The sequence below is a fragment of the Pseudomonas yamanorum genome, from assembly GCF_900105735.1.
Classification (GTDB): Bacteria; Pseudomonadota; Gammaproteobacteria; order Pseudomonadales; family Pseudomonadaceae; genus Aquipseudomonas; species Aquipseudomonas yamanorum.
The window spans coordinates 5,718,242-5,735,465 of record NZ_LT629793.1; the positions used below are offsets into that span (position 1 = coordinate 5,718,242).

Annotated in this window: 17 protein-coding genes; 5 read left to right on the plus strand and 12 right to left on the minus strand. The window is 61.4% G+C overall.

The window, feature by feature from the left end; all coding sequences use genetic code 11:
- Positions 1-2 precede the first annotated feature (2 nt).
- From BLU46_RS26875 to ctlX, 5 genes are all read right to left on the minus strand, one after another.
- Positions 3-716 carry an ABC transporter permease gene (locus BLU46_RS26875; protein ID WP_063028534.1) on the minus strand — a complete coding sequence of 238 codons (714 nt, stop codon included), beginning with the start codon at positions 714-716 and terminating at the stop codon, positions 3-5.
- Positions 713-1,414, minus strand: a complete 702-nt coding sequence (locus BLU46_RS26880; RefSeq protein WP_093207901.1) for an ABC transporter permease — start codon at positions 1,412-1,414, stop codon at positions 713-715. The genes BLU46_RS26875 and BLU46_RS26880 overlap by 4 nt, the downstream gene beginning before the upstream one ends.
- Before the next feature lie 160 nt (positions 1,415-1,574).
- Positions 1,575-2,354 carry an ABC transporter substrate-binding protein gene (locus tag BLU46_RS26885; RefSeq protein ID WP_063028538.1) on the minus strand — a complete coding sequence of 260 codons (780 nt, stop codon included), beginning with the start codon at positions 2,352-2,354 and terminating at the stop codon, positions 1,575-1,577.
- A gap of 355 nt (positions 2,355-2,709) precedes the next feature.
- Positions 2,710-3,756 (minus strand): ornithine cyclodeaminase, encoded by a 1,047-nt coding sequence (locus BLU46_RS26890; protein WP_063028540.1) that lies wholly within the window; start codon positions 3,754-3,756, stop codon positions 2,710-2,712.
- Between the two features lie 11 nt (positions 3,757-3,767).
- Entirely contained in the window at positions 3,768-4,694 is a 927-nt protein-coding gene (ctlX, locus tag BLU46_RS26895) for a citrulline utilization hydrolase CtlX (protein WP_093207904.1), read from the minus strand.
- 288 nt (positions 4,695-4,982) lie between these two features.
- Between ctlX and BLU46_RS26900 the strand changes: the two genes are divergently transcribed.
- Complete coding sequence (locus tag BLU46_RS26900) at positions 4,983-5,879, plus strand: GNAT family acetyltransferase (RefSeq protein WP_093207907.1); 897 nt, start codon at positions 4,983-4,985, stop codon at positions 5,877-5,879.
- A gap of 139 nt (positions 5,880-6,018) precedes the next feature.
- On the opposite strand, the gene BLU46_RS26905 is transcribed toward BLU46_RS26900, so the two are convergent.
- From BLU46_RS26905 to BLU46_RS26925, 5 genes are all read right to left on the minus strand, one after another.
- Positions 6,019-7,038, minus strand: coding sequence for a branched-chain amino acid aminotransferase (locus BLU46_RS26905; RefSeq protein WP_093207909.1), 1,020 nt, complete (start codon positions 7,036-7,038; stop codon positions 6,019-6,021).
- Between the two features lie 242 nt (positions 7,039-7,280).
- Positions 7,281-8,660: a dihydrolipoyl dehydrogenase gene (gene lpdA / locus BLU46_RS26910; RefSeq protein WP_093207912.1), complete on the minus strand. Its 1,380-nt coding sequence runs from the start codon at positions 8,658-8,660 to the stop codon at positions 7,281-7,283.
- A 3-nt stretch (positions 8,661-8,663) separates the two neighbouring features.
- On the minus strand, positions 8,664-9,953 hold the full coding sequence (locus BLU46_RS26915) for a dihydrolipoamide acetyltransferase family protein (protein ID WP_093207914.1): 1,290 nt from the start codon (positions 9,951-9,953) through the stop codon (positions 8,664-8,666).
- The gene (locus BLU46_RS26920) at positions 9,954-11,012 is read right to left on the minus strand and encodes an alpha-ketoacid dehydrogenase subunit beta (RefSeq protein WP_010166768.1); all 1,059 of its coding nucleotides are present in this window, start codon (positions 11,010-11,012) and stop codon (positions 9,954-9,956) included.
- A 1-nt stretch (position 11,013) separates the two neighbouring features.
- On the minus strand, positions 11,014-12,249 hold the full coding sequence (locus tag BLU46_RS26925; protein ID WP_063028550.1) for a 3-methyl-2-oxobutanoate dehydrogenase (2-methylpropanoyl-transferring) subunit alpha: 1,236 nt from the start codon (positions 12,247-12,249) through the stop codon (positions 11,014-11,016).
- Positions 12,250-12,444: 195 nt separating this feature from the next.
- Here BLU46_RS26925 and bkdR point away from each other — a divergent pair, with 195 nt between their 5' ends.
- A complete protein-coding gene (bkdR, locus tag BLU46_RS26930; RefSeq protein ID WP_003212855.1) occupies positions 12,445-12,930 on the plus strand; it encodes a Bkd operon transcriptional regulator BkdR in 486 nt (161 codons plus the stop codon).
- Positions 12,931-13,066: 136 nt separating this feature from the next.
- Here bkdR and BLU46_RS26935 read toward each other — a convergent pair whose 3' ends face one another.
- A complete protein-coding gene (locus BLU46_RS26935; protein ID WP_093207916.1) occupies positions 13,067-13,930 on the minus strand; it encodes an MBL fold metallo-hydrolase in 864 nt (287 codons plus the stop codon).
- An 86-nt stretch (positions 13,931-14,016) separates the two neighbouring features.
- On the opposite strand from BLU46_RS26935, the gene BLU46_RS26940 reads away from it, so the two are divergent.
- The 3 genes from BLU46_RS26940 to BLU46_RS26950 are packed head-to-tail and all read left to right on the plus strand — an operon-like array spanning position 14,017 to position 16,474.
- Positions 14,017-14,352 carry an ArsR/SmtB family transcription factor gene (locus tag BLU46_RS26940; RefSeq protein ID WP_010166774.1) on the plus strand — a complete coding sequence of 112 codons (336 nt, stop codon included), beginning with the start codon at positions 14,017-14,019 and terminating at the stop codon, positions 14,350-14,352.
- Positions 14,353-14,404: 52 nt separating this feature from the next.
- A complete protein-coding gene (locus BLU46_RS26945; RefSeq protein WP_093207919.1) occupies positions 14,405-15,649 on the plus strand; it encodes an FAD/NAD(P)-binding oxidoreductase in 1,245 nt (414 codons plus the stop codon).
- 9 nt (positions 15,650-15,658) lie between these two features.
- Entirely contained in the window at positions 15,659-16,474 is an 816-nt protein-coding gene (locus BLU46_RS26950) for a sulfite exporter TauE/SafE family protein (protein WP_093207922.1), read from the plus strand.
- A 12-nt stretch (positions 16,475-16,486) separates the two neighbouring features.
- Here BLU46_RS26950 and BLU46_RS26955 read toward each other — a convergent pair whose 3' ends face one another.
- Positions 16,487-17,152 (minus strand): response regulator transcription factor, encoded by a 666-nt coding sequence (locus tag BLU46_RS26955; protein ID WP_093207925.1) that lies wholly within the window; start codon positions 17,150-17,152, stop codon positions 16,487-16,489.
- Positions 17,153-17,224: the final 72 nt, after the last annotated feature.

Consider the following 17,224-nt stretch of genomic DNA (forward strand, 5'->3'; position numbering starts at 1 on the left):
GGTTAGCCTCGGGTAGGAACAAGAAAACGCATCCAGCGACGTTCGGCCAGTCGAAACAGGCCCACCAGTGCAAAGGACAGCAGCATGTACAACAGGGCCGCGATGCCGAAGGCCTGGAACGTCAGGAACGTCTCGGCGTTGGCGTCGCGGGCCACCTTGAGGATGTCGGCGATGGTGGCGGTGAACGCCAGGGAGGTGGCGTGCAGCATCAGGATCATTTCGTTGCTGTAGGCCGGCAGTGCACGGCGCAGTGCGGCGGGCACCACCACAAACAGGTTCAGGCGCCAGCCGTGCAGGCCGTAGGCCTTGGCAGCTTCGATTTCGCCGTGGGGGATGTTGCGGATCGCCCCGGCAAAGATTTCCACGGTGTAGGCGCACGTATTCAGTACAAACGCCAGCAGCGTGCAGTTCAGCGCATTGCGGAAAAACTGGTTGAGCAGGGCGTTGTCCTGCACCACCTCCAGGCCGTAGAGGCCGGTGTAGCAAATCAGCAACTGGATATACAGCGGCGTGCCGCGAAACAGGTAGGTGTAGACCTCCACCGGCCAGCGAACCCAGAAGTGTTCCGACACCCGCGCGATCGCCAGCGGGATCGACAGGAAGAAGCCCAGCACCACCGAGATAATGAACAGCCACAGGGTCATGGCTACCCCGGAAAAGCCGTTGCCGTCGGTGAACAGGTAGGCCAGGCCGTATTGCTGGATCAGTTCGATCATCGCGCCATCCCCTTGATGCCCAAGTTGTAGCGCCGTTCCAGGCGTTTGAAGATGCGGTTGGAGAGGGTGGTGATCACCAGGTACACCAGGCCCGCGAGGATCAGGAAATACAGCGGGTCGTTGGTGGTCTTGCCGGCGTTTTGCGCGGCTTTGACCAGGTCCGACAGGCCGATGATCGACACCAGCGCCGTGGACTTGAGCAGCACCAGCCAGTTATTGCCCAGGCCCGGCAGGGCAAAGCGCATCAGTTGCGGGAACAGCACCAGGCGAAAGCGCTGCCAGCGGCTCAGGCCGTAGGCGGTGGCGGCTTCCAGTTGGCCGGCGGGTACGCTGAGAATTGCCCCGCGAAAGTTCTCGGTGAAATACGCACCGTAGATAAACCCGAGGGTGATGACACCGGCGGTAAACGGGTCGATTTCGAAGTAAGCCCAGCCGAGCATTTCACTCAGGTCGTTGAGCCACAGTTGCAGGCTGTAGAAAATCAGCAGGATCAGCACCAGGTCCGGGACGCTGCGGATCAGCGTGGTGTAGAGCGTGGCCGGTACCCGCAGCAGCTTGACGCTGGAGAGCTTGGCAGCGGCGGCGATCAGTCCCAGGGACAGGCTCAGCAGCAGCGCCAGGAACGCCAGCTTGACCGTCATCCAGGCACCCTGAGCCAGCAACGGGCCGAAGCCTTGCAAGTTGAGGAATTCATTCATGGGAAGTATCTCGATGGCGCGCAGAGTTTTACTGTGGGAGCGAGCTTGTGTGGGAGCGGGCTTGCTCGCGAAGACAGAGTTTCAGTCAATACATGTGTGACTGACCCACCGCTTTCGCGAGCAAGCCTGCTCCCACACAAGCTCGCTCCCACATGAGGCGTTACTCGTTGTAGATATCCTGATCGCCGAAGTATTTCTTCTGGATCTGTGCGTAGGTGCCATCGGCCTGGACGGCGGCGATGCCTTTGTTGATCAGCTCCACCAACTCCTTGTCGTTCTTGCGCAGGCCCATGGCGATGTCGAGCGGCAGGGTCGGGTCCTTGAAGGCCGGGCCGGTCTTGAAGTCGGCGCCTTCAGGCTTGGACAGGAAGTTGAGCTGGGCTTCGAGCTTGTCGGTCAGGGTGGCGTCAAGGCGACCGTTTTGCAGGTCGGCGTAGTTCTGCTCCTGGGACTGGTAAGCCTTGATCTGCGCGCCGAGCTTGGCCAGGTGTGCACGGGCGTAGGCTTCCTGCAGCGAGCCTTGCAGCACGCCGACCTGTTTGCCTTTCAGGGATTCCGGGGTGTCGCCGAAGTCAGCGCTTTTGCGGGTGATCACCGAGGTCGGGCTGAGGAACAGGCGGTCGCTGAAGTCGATGACTTTCTGGCGGGCCGGGGTCACGGCCATGGAGGACATGATGGCGTCGAACTTGCGGGCGCGCAGGGCCGGGATCATGCCGTCGAATTCGTTGTGGACCCACACGCATTTGACTTCAAGCTTGGCGCAGATGGCGTTGCCCAGGTCAATGTCGAAACCTTGCAGGCTGCCATCGGCGGCAACGGATTCAAACGGTGGGTATTCGGGGAAGACCCCAAAGCGGATTTCTTTCCATTCCTGAGCCTGGGCAGCGGTGGCGGCCAATGGCAGGAGCAGCGCAGCGAAAAGTGATCGGAGCGGAGTCATGTGTATTCCCTATATTTTGTAATTGATGTCAGGGCAGTAGAAAACGGGACGCTAAGGTGTAGAGGCTTTTGTGGCGAGGGAGCTTGCTCCCGCTGGGCTGCGCAGCGGTCCCAAAATCCTGGGAGCGCTACGCACTCCAGCGGGAGCAAGCTCCCTAACCACATTGGGCTGTTTGTTGTCAGAGAGAATGCTTCAAGATGGTGCGTTTTTTGTGTCGTTTACCCCCGCCGAGGCGCGCGGAATGTGCTGTTAAAACGCGAGCTACAGCGGAAACGGCTGTCGCACCCGCTAAATCGGCTTGTCGGTGAGGTTTTTCCGGCCTGCTGCTCACGCAAAGCAGCAGGCCAGAGCGATCTCAGGCGCGCTTTTTCTGCTGTGCGGCCGGTGCTTGTGCCAGGCGGGCAAACAGGTCCTTGGGGTCGGCCAGGTCCGGTACCAGTTCCAGTTCGCTGCCCACGTCCAGCGCCTTGGCCACGTCCAGCACGTAACGCAGGGCGGAGTAGTCTTCGATGGCAAAACCCACCGAGTCGAACAGGGTGACCTGGCGCGCATTTTCACGGCCCGGGGCCTGGCCGTTGATCACTTGCCACAGCTCGGTGACCGGCGAATCTTCCGGCATGTGCTGGATTTCGCCTTCGATGCGGCTTTGGGGTTCGTACTCGACGATCACACGGGCACGCTCGACGATTCGTCGGTCCAGCTCGGTCTTGCCCGGGCAGTCGCCGCCGACGGCATTAAGGTGCATGCCCGGCTCGATCATCTCGTCCGTGAGGATGGTGGCGTAGGCTTTGTCGGCGGTGACGGTGGTGACGATGTCGGCACCTTTTACGGCTTCGGCGACGCTGCCCGCCAGGACCACCTTGATCGCCGGGAAGGCTTTGAGGTTGGCGGCCAGCTTGGCGGTGGCCTTGGCGTCGATGTCGAACAAGCGGATCTCATTGATACCCAGCATGGCGTGGAAGGCCAGGGCCTGGAATTCGCTCTGGGAGCCGTTGCCGATCAACGCCATGCTGCGGCTGTTGTCCCGGGCCAGGTAGCGCGCTACCAGGGCCGAGGTGGCGGCGGTGCGGATCGCGGTGGTCAGGGTCATTTCCGCCAGCAGTACCGGTTTGCCGGTGTCCACATCGCCGAGGGCACCGAAGGCCATCACCGTAAGCATGCCGCTCTGGGTGTTTTTCGGGTGGCCGTTCACGTATTTGAAGGCGTACAGCGAGGCGTCGGAGACCGGCATCAGCTCGATCACGCCCTCGGGCGAGTGGTTGGCCAGGCGTGCGCATTTTTCAAAGTCCTGCCAGCGCAGGTAGTCGGCGCGGATGTACTCGGCCATCTCGGTGATGCAGGTTTGCAGGCCTTTTTGCGAAACCAGGTAGCTCAAGTCGTTGACGTCGATATAGCGGGTCATGGGAAGACTCCTTATTGAAATGAGGGGCGGGTTGGCAGATGCACTTCGGCCAACATGCAGCGGGCACTGCCGCCGCCGATGCGTTCGATGTTGTCGATGTTCACCACCACCGGCCGGGTGTGGCGTTCCACATGCTGGCGCTGGGCGAGCTTGAGCGAGCCCCAGGCGCTGGCCGACATCACCAGCAGCGGCTGGCCGTCGCGGTCATGGACTTCCAGCATGTTGCCGGCGAAGGCTTCCAGCTGGTCGAAGTCCAGGGCGACGATGTCTTTGCCGGTGTCCCGCAGGGAGCGTTCCAGGGCCTGGCGCTCGCGGTCATCGGGCACGGCTTGCAGGCACACCACGGAGAGGTCGCGGCCGACGCTCATCATCACGTTGCTGTGATAGATCGGCGCGTGGTAGCGGTCGACGGCGTGGAATACGCAGAGTTGGTAGTCCAGGCGTTCGGCGAACTGGCGCAGGGCGTCCTGATGAGTACGCCCGGAATGGCAGGCGTAGCTGATGCGGTGCTGGCGGTCGAGGACCATGCTGCCGGTGCCTTCGAGGAACATGTTCTGTTGTTCGAGGTGGCTGAAGTCGATGGTGTTTTTGATTGCGAAGCGCTGCTCCAGTACTTGCAGCACGCCCTTGTCGCGCTCCAGTCGTCGGTTCTGGCCTTCCATCGGGTACAGCACCAGGCTGCCGTCGGCGTGGCTGCTCCACCAGTTGTTGGGGAAGATCGAATCCGGGGTGTGGGGAGCGGGGGTGTCTTGTACCACCAGCACCTCCACGCCGTGGTGGCGCAGGGTGTCGACGTAGCCGTCGAACTCTTCCAGCGCTTTCTGCTGTGCCGCCAATGGGTCGAGGGGCGCGCGCTGGAAGCGGTTGTTGATCGCGGTGTCCGGGTTGAAGGCGAAGTGCGCCGGGCGGATCATCAGGACGGTATTGGTGGTTTGCATGGGTGCACGGGTCCATGGGGTTGGGCAGTGAAGCTATTTTGTGCGGTGTGAAGGAAGAATCCCGGCTGAAGTGAGGGGGCGGCTCAGCCGGGAAAGCTGAAAAGTGGGGTGGGGCAGCCGAATCGGCTGTGGAGGTGAGTGGAGATCAAAATGTGGGAGCTGGCTTGCCTGCGATAGCGGTGTATCAGCCAATCAAGCGTTGACTGACAGACCGCTATCGCAGGCAAGCCAGCTCCCACATTAGTATGGGGGCGCTGCAGGAATTGAGTCCGTCATTAAGGAGTGCCCATGCCCACTGAAGTTCGTCTCGCCCAAACCTCCGATGCCGAGGGCATCAGCCAGGTCATTCTGGCGGCCCTGCATGACAGCAATGCCCGGGATTATCCGGCTGATGTGATTGCGCGGGTGGCGAGCAACTTTACCCCCGAGGCGGTCCTGGGGTTGCTTGCTCGCCGAACGGTGCTGGTGGCGACGCAAGATAAAGTCATCGTCGCGACAGCGGCCCTCGATGGCAATGTGGTGCGCTCGGTGTTCGTCAATCCGGCGCTGCAAGGGCAGGGCATCGGGCGTTTGCTGATGATTGAACTCGAGTTGCGCGCCCGGGAAGCGGGAGTGACGACGCTGCATGTGCCGTCTTCGCTCACGGCCGAGCCGTTCTACACCAAGCTGGGTTTCCACACGGTGCGCGATGTCTACCATGGCAATGAGCGCACGCTGGTGATGGAGAAGGGGTTGTCATCCCGTCATCCCATCGGCGCCTATCGGGACCGTACGCATCGGGCGCAGGTGGTGGCGTTGTGGCAGGCGGCGTTTGGTTATGACGCGGCGCATAACCTGCCGAGCCTGGCGATCGACAAGAAGCTGGCGGTCAACGATGGGTTGTTCTTTGTGGCTACCGACAAGAAAGCGGTGATCGGCACCATTCTCGCCGGCTACGACGGGCATCGCGGCTGGCTGTATTCGGTGGCGGTGCATAACGATTACCGTCGCCAGGGCCTGGGCGCTTCGCTGGTGCGGCATGCGGAGCAGGCGCTGGCTGCGTTGGGCTGCATGAAGATCAACTTGCAGATCACCAGCGGCAATGATGCGGTGATGGGGTTTTATGAGGCGTTGGGTTATGGCGCTGAGCCGCGTATCAGCATGGGCAAGAAGATCCTGGAAAACATCCCGACGGATAAAGCCTGAACGTCGGTTTTCCAAACACTGAAATCAAATGTGGGAGCGGGCTTGCTCGCGAATGCGGTGTATCAGTCAATAAATCTGTCGACTGACACTCCGTATTCGCGAGCAAGCCCGCTCCCACAGTTTGGTTTTGCAGTGTTGCTTATACCTTGACGATCCAGCCTGCAGGCGCTTCAACGTCGCCGGACTGCACGCCGGTCAGCTCTTTGTAGAGCTTCTGGGTGACCGGGCCGACTTCTTTTTCGCTGTAGAACACGTGCAGCTTGTCTTTGTACTCGATGCCGCCGATCGGGGTGATCACGGCAGCGGTACCGCAGGCACCGGCTTCCTTGAAATCCGACAGCTTGTCGATCAGCACGTCGCCTTCAACCACTTCCAGGCCCAGGCGGGATTTGGCCAGCTCGATCAGCGACAGGCGGGTGATGCCTGGCAACACCGACGGCGAGTTCGGGGTGACGAACTTGTTGTCGTGGGTGATCCCGAAGAAGTTGGCCGAGCCGACTTCTTCGATTTTCGAGTGGGTGGCCGGGTCGAGGTAGATGCAGTCGGCGAAGTTGGCTTTTTTCGCCAGGGAACCAGGCATCAGGCTGGCGGCGTAGTTGCCACCGACCTTGGCTGCGCCGGTGCCGTTCGGTGCGGCACGGTCGTACCCGGAGATCAGGAAGTTGTGCGGGGTCAGGCCGCCCTTGAAGTAGGCGCCCACCGGGATGCAGAAGATCGAGAAGATGAACTCCGGCGCGGTACGCACGCCGATGTTGTCACCGGTGCCGATCACGAACGGGCGCAGGTACAGCGCGCCGCCGGTGCCGTACGGCGGGATGAACCGCTCGTTGGCACGGACTACTGCTTTACAGGCTTCGATGAAGGCGTCGGTTGGCACTTGTGGCATCAGCAGGCGACCACAGCTGCGCTGCATGCGCGCGGCGTTCTGGTCGGGGCGGAACAGGTTGATCGAACCGTCCTTGCAGCGGTAGGCCTTGAGGCCTTCAAAGCATTGCTGGCCGTAGTGCAGGGCGGTGGAGCCCTCGCTGATGTGCAGCACGTTGTCGTCGGTCAGGGTGCCTTCTTGCCAGGCGCCGTCCTTCCAGGTCTGGAGGAAACGCTTGTCGGTCTTGATGTAGTCAAAACCCAGCTTGTCCCAATTGATGCTTTCGTTACCCATGACACCCTCTATCTTTTGTCAACCGCCTGGTCGAAGGCAGGCTTATGGTTTATTTCTGGATGGGCGCAACAATACTTCATTCTTGGCTTGTGTGGGAGCGGGGTAGGTGGACCATTCGACATCCTGGTTGGCCGATCCACCGTCATCGCGGGCAAGCCCGGCTCCCACATTCGACCGTGTTGCCCTGTCGAATGCCGATCCCTTGTGGGAGCTGGCTTGCCTGCGATGGCGCCACCGCGGTCTCAAAGGTGCAATGCATGCCCCAGGGCCCGCAGGGCCGCTTCCTGTACCGCTTCGCCGAGGGTCGGGTGGGCGTGGATGGTGCCCGCCACGTCTTCCAGGCGTGATCCCATTTCCAGGCTCAGGCCGAAGGCCGTGGACAATTCCGAGACACCCACGCCCACCGCCTGCCAGCCGACGATCAGGTGATTGTCGCGGCGCGCCACTACCCGCACGAAGCCGGTTTTCGACTCCAGGGTCATGGCCCGGCCATTGGCGGCGAACGGGAAGCTCGACACGATGCAGTCCAGCCCGGCCGCCTTGGCCTCGTCCGGGGTCTTGCCGACCACCACCAGTTCCGGGTCGGTGAAGCACACCGCCGGGATTGCGGCCGGGTTGAATTCGCGGGATTTACCGCTGATCAGTTCCGCCACCATTTCGCCCTGGGCCATGGCGCGGTGTGCGAGCATCGGCTCACCGCTGAGGTCGCCGATGGCCCACACGTTGCGCATACTGGTCTGGCAACGGCTGTCGATCTTGATCGCCGAGCCGTTCATGTCCAGGTTCAAGGCTTCAAGGTTCCAGCCCTGGGTGTTGGGTTTGCGACCAACGGCAACCAGCACCTGGTCGGTTTCCAGCGACAGCGTCTCGCCGCTGGGGTCGCGCACTTGCAGGGTGTTGTTTTCAAAGCCGGTGACGCTGTGTTTCAGGAACACCTTCACCCCCAACTGCTTCAGGGATTCGGCCACCGGTTGGGTCAGTTCGGCGTCGTAGGCCGGCAGGATCCGGTCCTGAGCCTCAACCACGCTGACCTCGGCGCCGAGCTTGCGATAGGCAATCCCCAGCTCCAGGCCGATATAACCACCACCCACCACGATCAAGCGTTTAGGGATGCGTTTTGGCGCCAGGGCTTCGGTGGAGGAGATGATCGGCCCGCCAATCGGCAGCATCGGCAGGTTGACGCTTTTCGAGCCGGTGGCCAGCAGCAGGTGTTCACACTGGATGCGCTGGTCGCCGACGTCGACGGTCTTGCCGTCCACGACTTTGGCCCAGCCATGAATGACCTGGACCTTATGCTTTTTCAGCAGCGCCGCGACGCCGGTGGTCAGGCGGTCAACGATGCCGTCTTTCCATTCCACGCTTTTACCGATGTCCAGGGTCGGCACATCGACTTCGATGCCCAGCGGCGAACCCTGGCTGTGGTGCACGGTTTGCTGGAACTGTTCGGCGACATGAATCAGCGCCTTCGACGGAATGCAGCCGATATTCAGGCAGGTGCCGCCCAACGCTTGGCCTTCCACCAGGATGGTCGGGATGCCCAGTTGGCCGGCGCGAATCGCTGCCACGTAACCGCCAGGCCCGCCGCCGATAATCAGCAGCGTGGTGTGCAATGTTTGAGACATGGGTTACTCCAGGAACAGGCTGGCGGGTTGTTCGAGCAGGCCACGAATGGCCTGGATGAATTGCGCCGCGTCCATGCCATCGACCACCCGGTGATCGAAGGAGCTGGAGAGGTTCATCATCTTGCGGATCACGATCTGGCCCTTGATCACCATCGGCCGCTCGACAATGCGGTTGACGCCGACGATGGCCACTTCCGGCAGGTTCAGCACCGGGGTGCTGACGATCCCGCCCAATGCGCCCAGGCTGGTCAGGGTAATGCTCGAACCCGACAGCTCATCGCGACTGGCCTTGCCATTGCGCGCAGCATTCGCCAGACGATTGATCTCTTCCGCCGTGCCCCACAGGTTGCGGGCTTCGGCGTGACGCACCACCGGGACCATCAGGCCGACATCACTCTGGGTGGCGACGCCCACATGCACCGCTCCGAGGCGGGTGATGACCTGGGCTTCGTCGTCATAACGCGCGTTGATCTGCGGGTAGTCCCGCAGCGCCACGACCATGGCCCGCACCAGGAACGGCAGCAGGGTCAGCTTGCCGCGGGTGGCGCCGTGTTTCTCGTTGAGGTGCACGCGCAACTCGTCGAGGGCGGTGACATCGATTTCCTCGACGTAGCTGAAATGCGCGGCACGCCGGGTGGCGTCCTGCATGCGCTGGGCGATCTTGCGGCGCATGCCGATCACCGGGATTTGTTGCTCGTCGTTGCGTTCGGCGTACGGGTTGGAGGCACCGGAATTTTGCGCCGGACCCTGGAGCAAGTAAGCGTCCAGATCTTCATGCAGAATCCGGCCGGCCGGGCCTGAGCCCTGGACCAGTCGTAGCTGGATGCCAGCATCCAGCGCATGTTTGCGCACGGCCGGGGAGGCCAGCGGGCGGTCATCGGCCTCGCGGGCCACGGGCGCTTGCGCAGCCGCCACCGCAGGTTTGGCGGCCGGTTTGGTTTCAACCACCTGCGCGGCCTTGGCTTCGACTTTCGGTGCAGGAGCCGGTGCAGGCGCAGGCGCGACCTCTTCAACCACTGCCGACAACGCCGACTCCCTGGTATTGCCCGCGCCTTCCACTTCGATACTGATCAAAATACTGCCCACCGCCATGACTTCGCCCGGCTCGCCGCCGAGGGAAATCACCTTGCCGTGCACCGGCGAGGGAATGTCCACCATGGCCTTGTCGGTCATCACGTCCGCCAGCACCTGGTCTTCTACCACCAAGTCGCCGACCTTGACGTGCCATACCGACAATTCAACTTCTGCGATGCCTTCGCCAATGTCCGGCATCTTGATAACGTGCGTGCCCATTCAGACCTCCATAACCCGATGCAAAGCCGCGCCCACTCGGGTCGGGCCAGGGAAATACGCCCACTCTTGCGCGTGCGGGTAGGGGGTGTCCCAACCGGTGACGCGCTCGATCGGCGCTTCCAGGTAGTGGAAGCAATGCTCCTGCACCAGCGCCACCAGCTCGGCACCGAACCCGCAGGTACGGGTGGCTTCGTGAACGATCACGCAGCGACGGGTTTTCTTCACGGAGTTGACGATGGTTTCCAGGTCCAGCGGCCACAGGCTGCGCAGGTCGATGACTTCAGCATCGATGCCGGTTTCTTCAGCGGCGACTTGCGACACATACACGGTGGTGCCGTAGGTAAGGATGGTCACGTCCTTGCCCGGGCGGGCGATGGCGGCCACGTCCAGCGGCACGGTGTAGTAACCGTCCGGCACTTGCGCTTGCGGGTGCTTCGACCACGGGGTTACCGGACGGTCGTGGTGGCCGTCGAACGGGCCGTTATACAGGCGCTTGGGTTCGAGGAAGATCACCGGGTCATCGTTTTCGATGGAAGCGATCAGCAGGCCCTTGGCGTCGTAAGGGTTGGACGGCATCACCGTGCGCAGGCCGCAGACCTGGGTGAACACCGCTTCAATACTCTGGCTGTGGGTCTGGCCGCCGTAGATGCCGCCGCCGCACGGCATGCGCATGGTCAGTGGGGCAGTGAACTGGCCGGCCGAGCGGTAACGCAGGCGGGCCGCTTCGGAAATGATCTGGTCGGTGGCGGGGTATACATAATCGGCAAACTGAATCTCGGCCACCGGCCGCAGGCCATAGGCGCCCATGCCGACCGCCACGCCGACGATCCCGCTTTCGGAGATCGGTGCGTCAAATACCCGCGAGGTGCCGTACTTGTTCTGCAAGCCTTCGGTGCAACGGAACACGCCGCCGAAGTAACCGACGTCCTGGCCGAACACCACCACATTGTCGTCGCGCTCAAGCATCACATCCATGGCCGAGCGCAAGGCCTGGATCATGGTCATGGTCGTGGTGGTCATGGCGGTTTCCAGCTGGATATTGTTGTTGTGATCGTTCATGTCAGATCCCCAACTCTTGACGCTGGCGCTTCAAGTGCTCCGGCATCTCTTTATAAACGTCTTCGAACATGGTCGCGGCGCTTGGAATCTGGCCACCGGCCAGAGTGCCGTACTGTTCGGCTTCTTTCTGGGCTTTGATCACTTCCGCTTCAAGCTCGGCACTCACCGTCGCGTGTTCCTCTTCGGACCACTGACCAATCTTGATCAGGTGCTGCTTGAGGCGGGCAATCGGGTCGCCCAGCGGGAAGTGGCTCCAGTCGTCGGCGGGACGGTATTTGGACGGGTCATCGGAAGTGGAGTGTGGGCCGGCACGGTAGGTCACCCACTCGATCAGGGTTGGCCCCAGGTTGCGGCGGGCGCGTTCGGCGGCCCAGGCGGAGGCGGCGTACACCGCGACAAAGTCATTGCCGTCCACCCGCAGGGAGGCGATGCCGCAACCTACGCCGCGTCCGGCAAAGGTCGTGGCTTCACCGCCAGCGATGGCCTGGAAGGTGGAGATCGCCCACTGGTTATTCACTACGTTCAGGATGACCGGCGCCCGGTACACGTGGGCGAAGGTGAGGGCGGTGTGGAAGTCGGATTCAGCGGTGGCGCCGTCGCCGATCCAGGCTGAGGCAATCTTGGTATCGCCCTTGATCGCCGAGGCCATGCCCCAGCCCACGCCCTGTACGAATTGGGTGGCGAGGTTGCCGGAAATCGTGAAGAAGCCGAAGTCTTTTACCGAGTACATGATCGGCAACTGGCGGCCCTTGAGCGGATCGCGCTCGTTGGACAGCAGTTGGCAGATCAGGTCCACCAGCGGCACTTCCCGGGCCATCAGGATGCTTTGCTGGCGATAGGTGGGGAAGCACATGTCGTCGATGTTCAAGGCCAGGGCCTGGGCGCTGCCGATGGCTTCTTCGCCGAGGCTTTGCATGTAGAACGACATTTTTTTCTGACGCTGGGCGACCACCATGCGGTTGTCGAAGATCCGGGTCTTGAGCATGGCACGCATGCCCTTGCGCAGAATTTCGACTGGCACACCTTCAGCCCACGGGCCGAGGGCCTGGCCCTGATCGTCGAGCACGCGAATCAGGCCTTTGGCCAGGTCGGCGGTGTCGGCGGGTTCTACGTCAATTGGGGGTTTGCGCACCGTGCCTGCGTCAGTCAGGCGCAGGTAGGTAAAGTCGGTTTTGCAGCCTGGGCGGCCTGAGGGTTCAGGGACGTGCAGGCGCAGTGGTTCATACTGCTGAGTCATGGCTTTCTACGCTCTATCTTGTGAATTTCTTGTAGTGGGCGCGGTAGCTGACAATCCGTCTCCGGATAGGAGAAATCTTGTCCTACAACAATCATAGGCTCGGCTCAGGAGAATATTTATCTCTGTTTCGTTGCGTTGGAGATCATTTGGGGATAAAAAAACTGCATAAACATAATAAACAGGTGGTTTTGTCTCATGCGCAAACTGGACCGTATCGATATCGGCATTCTGAACGCCCTTCAGGAGAACGCCCGCATCACCAACGCCGACCTGGCCCGCTCGGTCAACCTGTCGCCCACGCCGTGTTTCAACCGGGTCAAGGCGATGGAAGAACTGGGGCTGATTCGCGACCAGGTGACGCTGCTGGACGCCGACCTGCTGGGGCTGCACGTCAATGTGTTCATCCACGTCAGCCTGGAAAAGCAGAACGAATTGGCATTGCAGCAATTCGAAGGGGCGATTTCGGATCGCCCAGAAGTGATGGAGTGCTACCTGATGGCCGGCGACCCCGACTATTTGATTCGGGTGCTGGTGCCGACCATCCAGTCCCTGGAGCGCTTCATGATGGACTTTTTGACCAAGGTCCCGGGTGTCGCCAACATCCGCTCCAGTTTTGCCCTCAAGCAAGTGCGCTACAAAACCGCACTGCCACTACCGGCCAACGGCATCAATCTCGGTTAATACACCCTGTTCATAAACAACACAGCTCAACTGTGGGAGCCGGGCTTGCCCGCGATGGCGGAGTATCAGTCACCAGATGCGCTGTCTGACACACCGCTATCGCAGGCAAGCCAGCTCCCCCAATTGGCAGTGCATTTCAAAGCTGGTTGAGCGGAATCTTCAGATACACCACACCGTTGGCTTCGGCCGGCGGCATCACCCCGGCCCGCACATTCACCTGGATCGCCGGCAACAACAGCGTCGGCATGCCCAACCCGGCATCCCGAGTGGTGCGCATCTCGACAAACGCCGCCTCATCCACCCCGTCATGCACATGAATATTGCCTGCCCGCTGTTCAGCCACTGTGGTCAGGCACTTGGCGGCGCGTCCTTCAGGCGGATAGTCATGGCACACGTACAACCGGGTCTGCGGCGGGAACGCCAACAACTTGCGCATCGACGCGTATAACTGGCGCGCATCGCCACCGGGGAAATCGCAGCGCGCCGTGCCCACATCCGGCATGAACAGCGTGTCGCCCACCAGAATCAACTGGTCATCAATCAGGTAAGCCATGTCCGCCGGTGTATGCCCCGGCACATGCAGCGCCTGGGCCTTCAGGTTGCCGATGTGAAACACCTCATCCGGCGCAAACAGATGGTCGAACTGCGACCCGTCCACCCGAAACTCCGGTTCCAGGTTGAACAGGTTCTTGAACACCCCCTGCACCTTGCTGATGGACTCGCCAATCGCGATCTTGCCCCCCAACTGCCGACGCAAATACGGCGCCGCCGACAAGTGATCCGCATGGGCATGGGTTTCGAGCAACCACTGCACCTGTAAGCCATGCTCGCGCACAAACGCGACCACCTTGTCCGCCTGGTCGGTACCGGTGCGTCCGGAGGCCGGGTCGTAATTGAGCACCGAATCAACGATGGCGCACGGGCCACCGTCCGTTTCATAGACGACGTAGGTGTAGGTCGACGACGCCTCGTCCAGAAAGGATTGAATCAACGCTGGCATGACGGTTGTCCCAAATAAGTAGTTACAATCACTTTACGTTTACACATAATGTTTTGAGCTTAAGTGACAGAGAGAGCCACACGCAAATGGAATCGAACCTGAGTGAAGGCGAAGTCGCGCAATTGCGTGCCTCCGCGTCCAAGGCCTGCGCCTTGCTCAAGGCCCTGGCCAATGAAGACCGGCTGTTGATTCTCTGCCAGTTGACCCAGGGCGAGCGCAACGTTGGCGAGCTGGAAACCATGACCGGTGTGCGTCAACCAACGCTGTCTCAACAGTTGGGCATCCTGCGGGACGAAGGGTTGGTGGCCACCCGTCGGGAAGGCAAATACATTTTCTACGGGCTTGCCAGCCACGAAGTGATTCAAGTGATGAAGACGCTGTCCGGGCTGTATTGCGGCGCCGTGATAAAAAGCTGGGCGTGACGCCGTACGGCAACGACCCTTGTGTGCACTTTTAAAAGAAAGGCCATAGACCATGAACGACCAACACTGGGGACCTACCATCAGTGGCGATATCGTTGTCATCGGTGGCGGCTCGGCAGGCATCGGCCTGCTGGCCAGCCTGCTCAAGCGCGACCCGCACCTGAATATCATCCTGATCGAACCCAGCGACCACCACTACTACCAGCCGGCCTGGACCTTGGTGGGCGGCGGCGCCTATGACGTCAAAAAGACCGTGCGCCCCATGGCCGACGTGCTGCCCAACGGCGTCACCTGGATCCAGGCGGCCGTCAGCGAATTACTGCCCGACGAGCACACCCTGGTGCTCGACAGCGCCCAGCGAGTGACCTGGAAAAACCTGATTGTGTGCCCGGGCCTGCGCCTGGCCTGGGAAAAGATCGAAGGCCTGCAAGAGACCCTCGGCCAGCATGGCGTAACGTCCAACTACAGCTACGAGCACGCCGCCTACACCTGGCAGCTGGTGCAGCAACTCAAAAATGGCAAGGCGCTGTTCACCCAGCCGGCCATGCCGATCAAATGTGCCGGCGCCCCGCAAAAAGCCATGTACCTGTCATGCGATCACTGGCTCCGGCAGGGTGACCTGAAAAACATCAAGGTCGAATTCAACCTGGCCGGTGCCGCCTTGTTTGGCGTGGCCACCTTCGTCCCGCCGCTGATGAAGTACGTTGAAAAGTACGCCGCACAACTGGCGTTCAACTCCAACCTGATCAAGGTCGACGGCCCCGCGCGCAAGGCCTGGTTCGAGATCAAGGACGCCGAAGGCAATGTGCGCGTCGAAGAGAAAACCTTCGACCTGCTGCACGTCGTCCCACCGCAGGTCGCCCCGGACTTTATCCGCAACAGCCCCTTGGCTGATGCCGCCGGCTGGTGCGAAGTCAACCCCCATAGCCTGCAACACCTGCGCTACCCGCACATCTTCGGCCTCGGCGATGTGTGCTCCACCACCAACGCCAAGACCGCAGCGGCCGTGCGCAAGCAAATTGTGGTGGTGGCGGAAAACCTGCTGGCCCTGCGCAAACAGGCTCCTTTGCCCCTCAAGTACGACGGCTATGGCTCCTGCCCGCTGACCGTGGAGAAGGGCAAGGTGGTGCTGGCAGAGTTCGGCTATGGCGGCAAGTTGCTGCCGACCTTTCCCCTCGACCCGACCGTGGCACGGCGTTCGGCGTGGTTTCTCAAGGCGAGCTTCCTGCCGTGGTTCTACTGGAACGGCATGCTCAAGGGCCGCGAGTGGCTGACCCGTCTGGCCAAGGTGGATTGAGGCAACCCTATGCTGCTGGCAAGTTTTCTGGGCGTGTTGATGGGGTTGGTCATGGGCCTGACCGGCGCCGGGGGCGGCATTCTTGGTGTCCCGGCTCTTGTATTGGGGCTGGGGTTGACCATGACCCAGGCCGCACCCGTGTCGTTGTTCGCGGTGGGTGCCGCCGCCGCCGTGGGGGCTATCGATGGCTTGCGCCATGGCCTGGTGCGTTACCGCGCGGCGCTGCTGATTGCGCTGCTCGGCGCACTGTTTTCGCCGCTGGGGGTGTTCTTCGCCCATCAGATGTCTGAGAAAGTCCTGATGGGCCTGTTCAGCGCGCTGATGGTGCTGGTGGCCTGGCGCATGCTGCAACGGGAGAAGCTTGAGGCCGGGCCGAGCGACCATGGCACCGCGTCGTGGGGCCAGAAGAACTGCATGCTCAATCAACAGACCGGACGCTTTTCCTGGACCGCTAAATGCACCGCCACACTGGCGGCCCTCGGCGCAGTGACCGGTGCGGTCTCGGGCTTGCTCGGTGTGGGCGGCGGCTTCCTGATCGTGCCGGCGTTCAAGCAACTGACCGATGTGCAGATGCGCGGCATCGTCGCCACCTCGCTGATGGTGATCAGCCTGATCTCGTTGATCGGTGTGATCGGCGCGTTTCATGCCGGGGTCAATATCGAGCCGATGGGCTGGGTGTTTATCGGTTCGAGCATTGTCGGCATGTTGGCGGGGCGGCGCCTGTGCTCGGTGATCAACGCGCGCACCTTGCAGGTGGGTTTTGCCACCCTGTGTGTACTGGTGGCGGCGGGCATGCTGTTTCGGGCCCTCATGCAGGTGCCTTGAAATGCACGGGTATCAGCGCCGCAGGTAGGCACCGAAGTCGATGTCCCCGGCGCTGAGAATCGCCTGCACCCGATTGTGCACGTTCAACTTGCGCAGGATCGCCGAGACATGGGCCTTCACGGTGGTCTCGGCAATATCCAGGCTATAGGCAATTTGCTTGTTCGAGTCGCCCTTGGTCATCCGTTCCAGCACCAGCAATTGCTTGCGGGTCAGGGCTTGCAGCAGCTCCGGCGCAAGCCCCAGGCAATCATTCATGCGCCGTTGCCCGCCGATTTTCTGGCTGCGAATAATCTCCGGCGGCAAATACACATTGCCGTTGAGAATCTGTTGGATCGCTTCGGTCATCTGCAGCCTGGGCGAGGACTTGGTGATAAACCCCACCGCGCCATAGGTGATGGCTTGCAGCACGACCTGCTTGTCCTGCTCGGCAGACACGATCACCACCGGAATCGTCGGCGACTCGTTGCGCAGGTTGATCAGGCCATTGAGGCCGTGCATGCCCGGCATGTTCAGGTCCAGCAGGATCAGATCCAGGTCGTCGTGCTCCTGGCTCAGGGCCAGGGCGCTGTCCAGGTCGCCGGTTTCCATCACTTCGCTGCCCGGGAACCCGTCGCTGATGACGTTGTGGATCGCCTCGCGAAACAGTGGGTGATCGTCGGCTATCAGAATTTTGTACATGGACGTTCGCCTTATTATTTTTGCTTATTCAAGCAGGTCCGATCCATAGGGGCATGCGCCCATTACATGCCA

What these genes read in the sequence shown, in the direction of transcription:
- BLU46_RS26920 (WP_010166768.1), bottom strand. Translation starts at nt 11,012, where the DNA reads ATGAACGATCACAACAACAATATCCAGCTGGAAACCGCCATGACCACC.
- BLU46_RS26935 (WP_093207916.1), bottom strand. Translation starts at nt 13,930, where the DNA reads ATGCCAGCGTTGATTCAATCCTTTCTGGACGAGGCGTCGTCGACCTAC.
- BLU46_RS26925 (WP_063028550.1), bottom strand. Translation starts at nt 12,249, where the DNA reads ATGACTCAGCAGTATGAACCACTGCGCCTGCACGTCCCTGAACCCTCA.
- ctlX (WP_093207904.1), bottom strand. Translation starts at nt 4,694, where the DNA reads ATGCAAACCACCAATACCGTCCTGATGATCCGCCCGGCGCACTTCGCC.
- bkdR (WP_003212855.1), top strand. Translation starts at nt 12,445, where the DNA reads ATGCGCAAACTGGACCGTATCGATATCGGCATTCTGAACGCCCTTCAG.
- BLU46_RS26875 (WP_063028534.1), bottom strand. Translation starts at nt 716, where the DNA reads ATGATCGAACTGATCCAGCAATACGGCCTGGCCTACCTGTTCACCGAC.
- BLU46_RS26945 (WP_093207919.1), top strand. Translation starts at nt 14,405, where the DNA reads ATGAACGACCAACACTGGGGACCTACCATCAGTGGCGATATCGTTGTC.
- BLU46_RS26915 (WP_093207914.1), bottom strand. Translation starts at nt 9,953, where the DNA reads ATGGGCACGCACGTTATCAAGATGCCGGACATTGGCGAAGGCATCGCA.
- BLU46_RS26880 (WP_093207901.1), bottom strand. Translation starts at nt 1,414, where the DNA reads ATGAATGAATTCCTCAACTTGCAAGGCTTCGGCCCGTTGCTGGCTCAG.
- BLU46_RS26950 (WP_093207922.1), top strand. Translation starts at nt 15,659, where the DNA reads ATGCTGCTGGCAAGTTTTCTGGGCGTGTTGATGGGGTTGGTCATGGGC.
- BLU46_RS26900 (WP_093207907.1), top strand. Translation starts at nt 4,983, where the DNA reads ATGCCCACTGAAGTTCGTCTCGCCCAAACCTCCGATGCCGAGGGCATC.
- BLU46_RS26905 (WP_093207909.1), bottom strand. Translation starts at nt 7,038, where the DNA reads ATGGGTAACGAAAGCATCAATTGGGACAAGCTGGGTTTTGACTACATC.
- BLU46_RS26885 (WP_063028538.1), bottom strand. Translation starts at nt 2,354, where the DNA reads ATGACTCCGCTCCGATCACTTTTCGCTGCGCTGCTCCTGCCATTGGCC.
- lpdA (WP_093207912.1), bottom strand. Translation starts at nt 8,660, where the DNA reads ATGTCTCAAACATTGCACACCACGCTGCTGATTATCGGCGGCGGGCCT.
- BLU46_RS26890 (WP_063028540.1), bottom strand. Translation starts at nt 3,756, where the DNA reads ATGACCCGCTATATCGACGTCAACGACTTGAGCTACCTGGTTTCGCAA.
- BLU46_RS26955 (WP_093207925.1), bottom strand. Translation starts at nt 17,152, where the DNA reads ATGTACAAAATTCTGATAGCCGACGATCACCCACTGTTTCGCGAGGCG.
- BLU46_RS26940 (WP_010166774.1), top strand. Translation starts at nt 14,017, where the DNA reads ATGGAATCGAACCTGAGTGAAGGCGAAGTCGCGCAATTGCGTGCCTCC.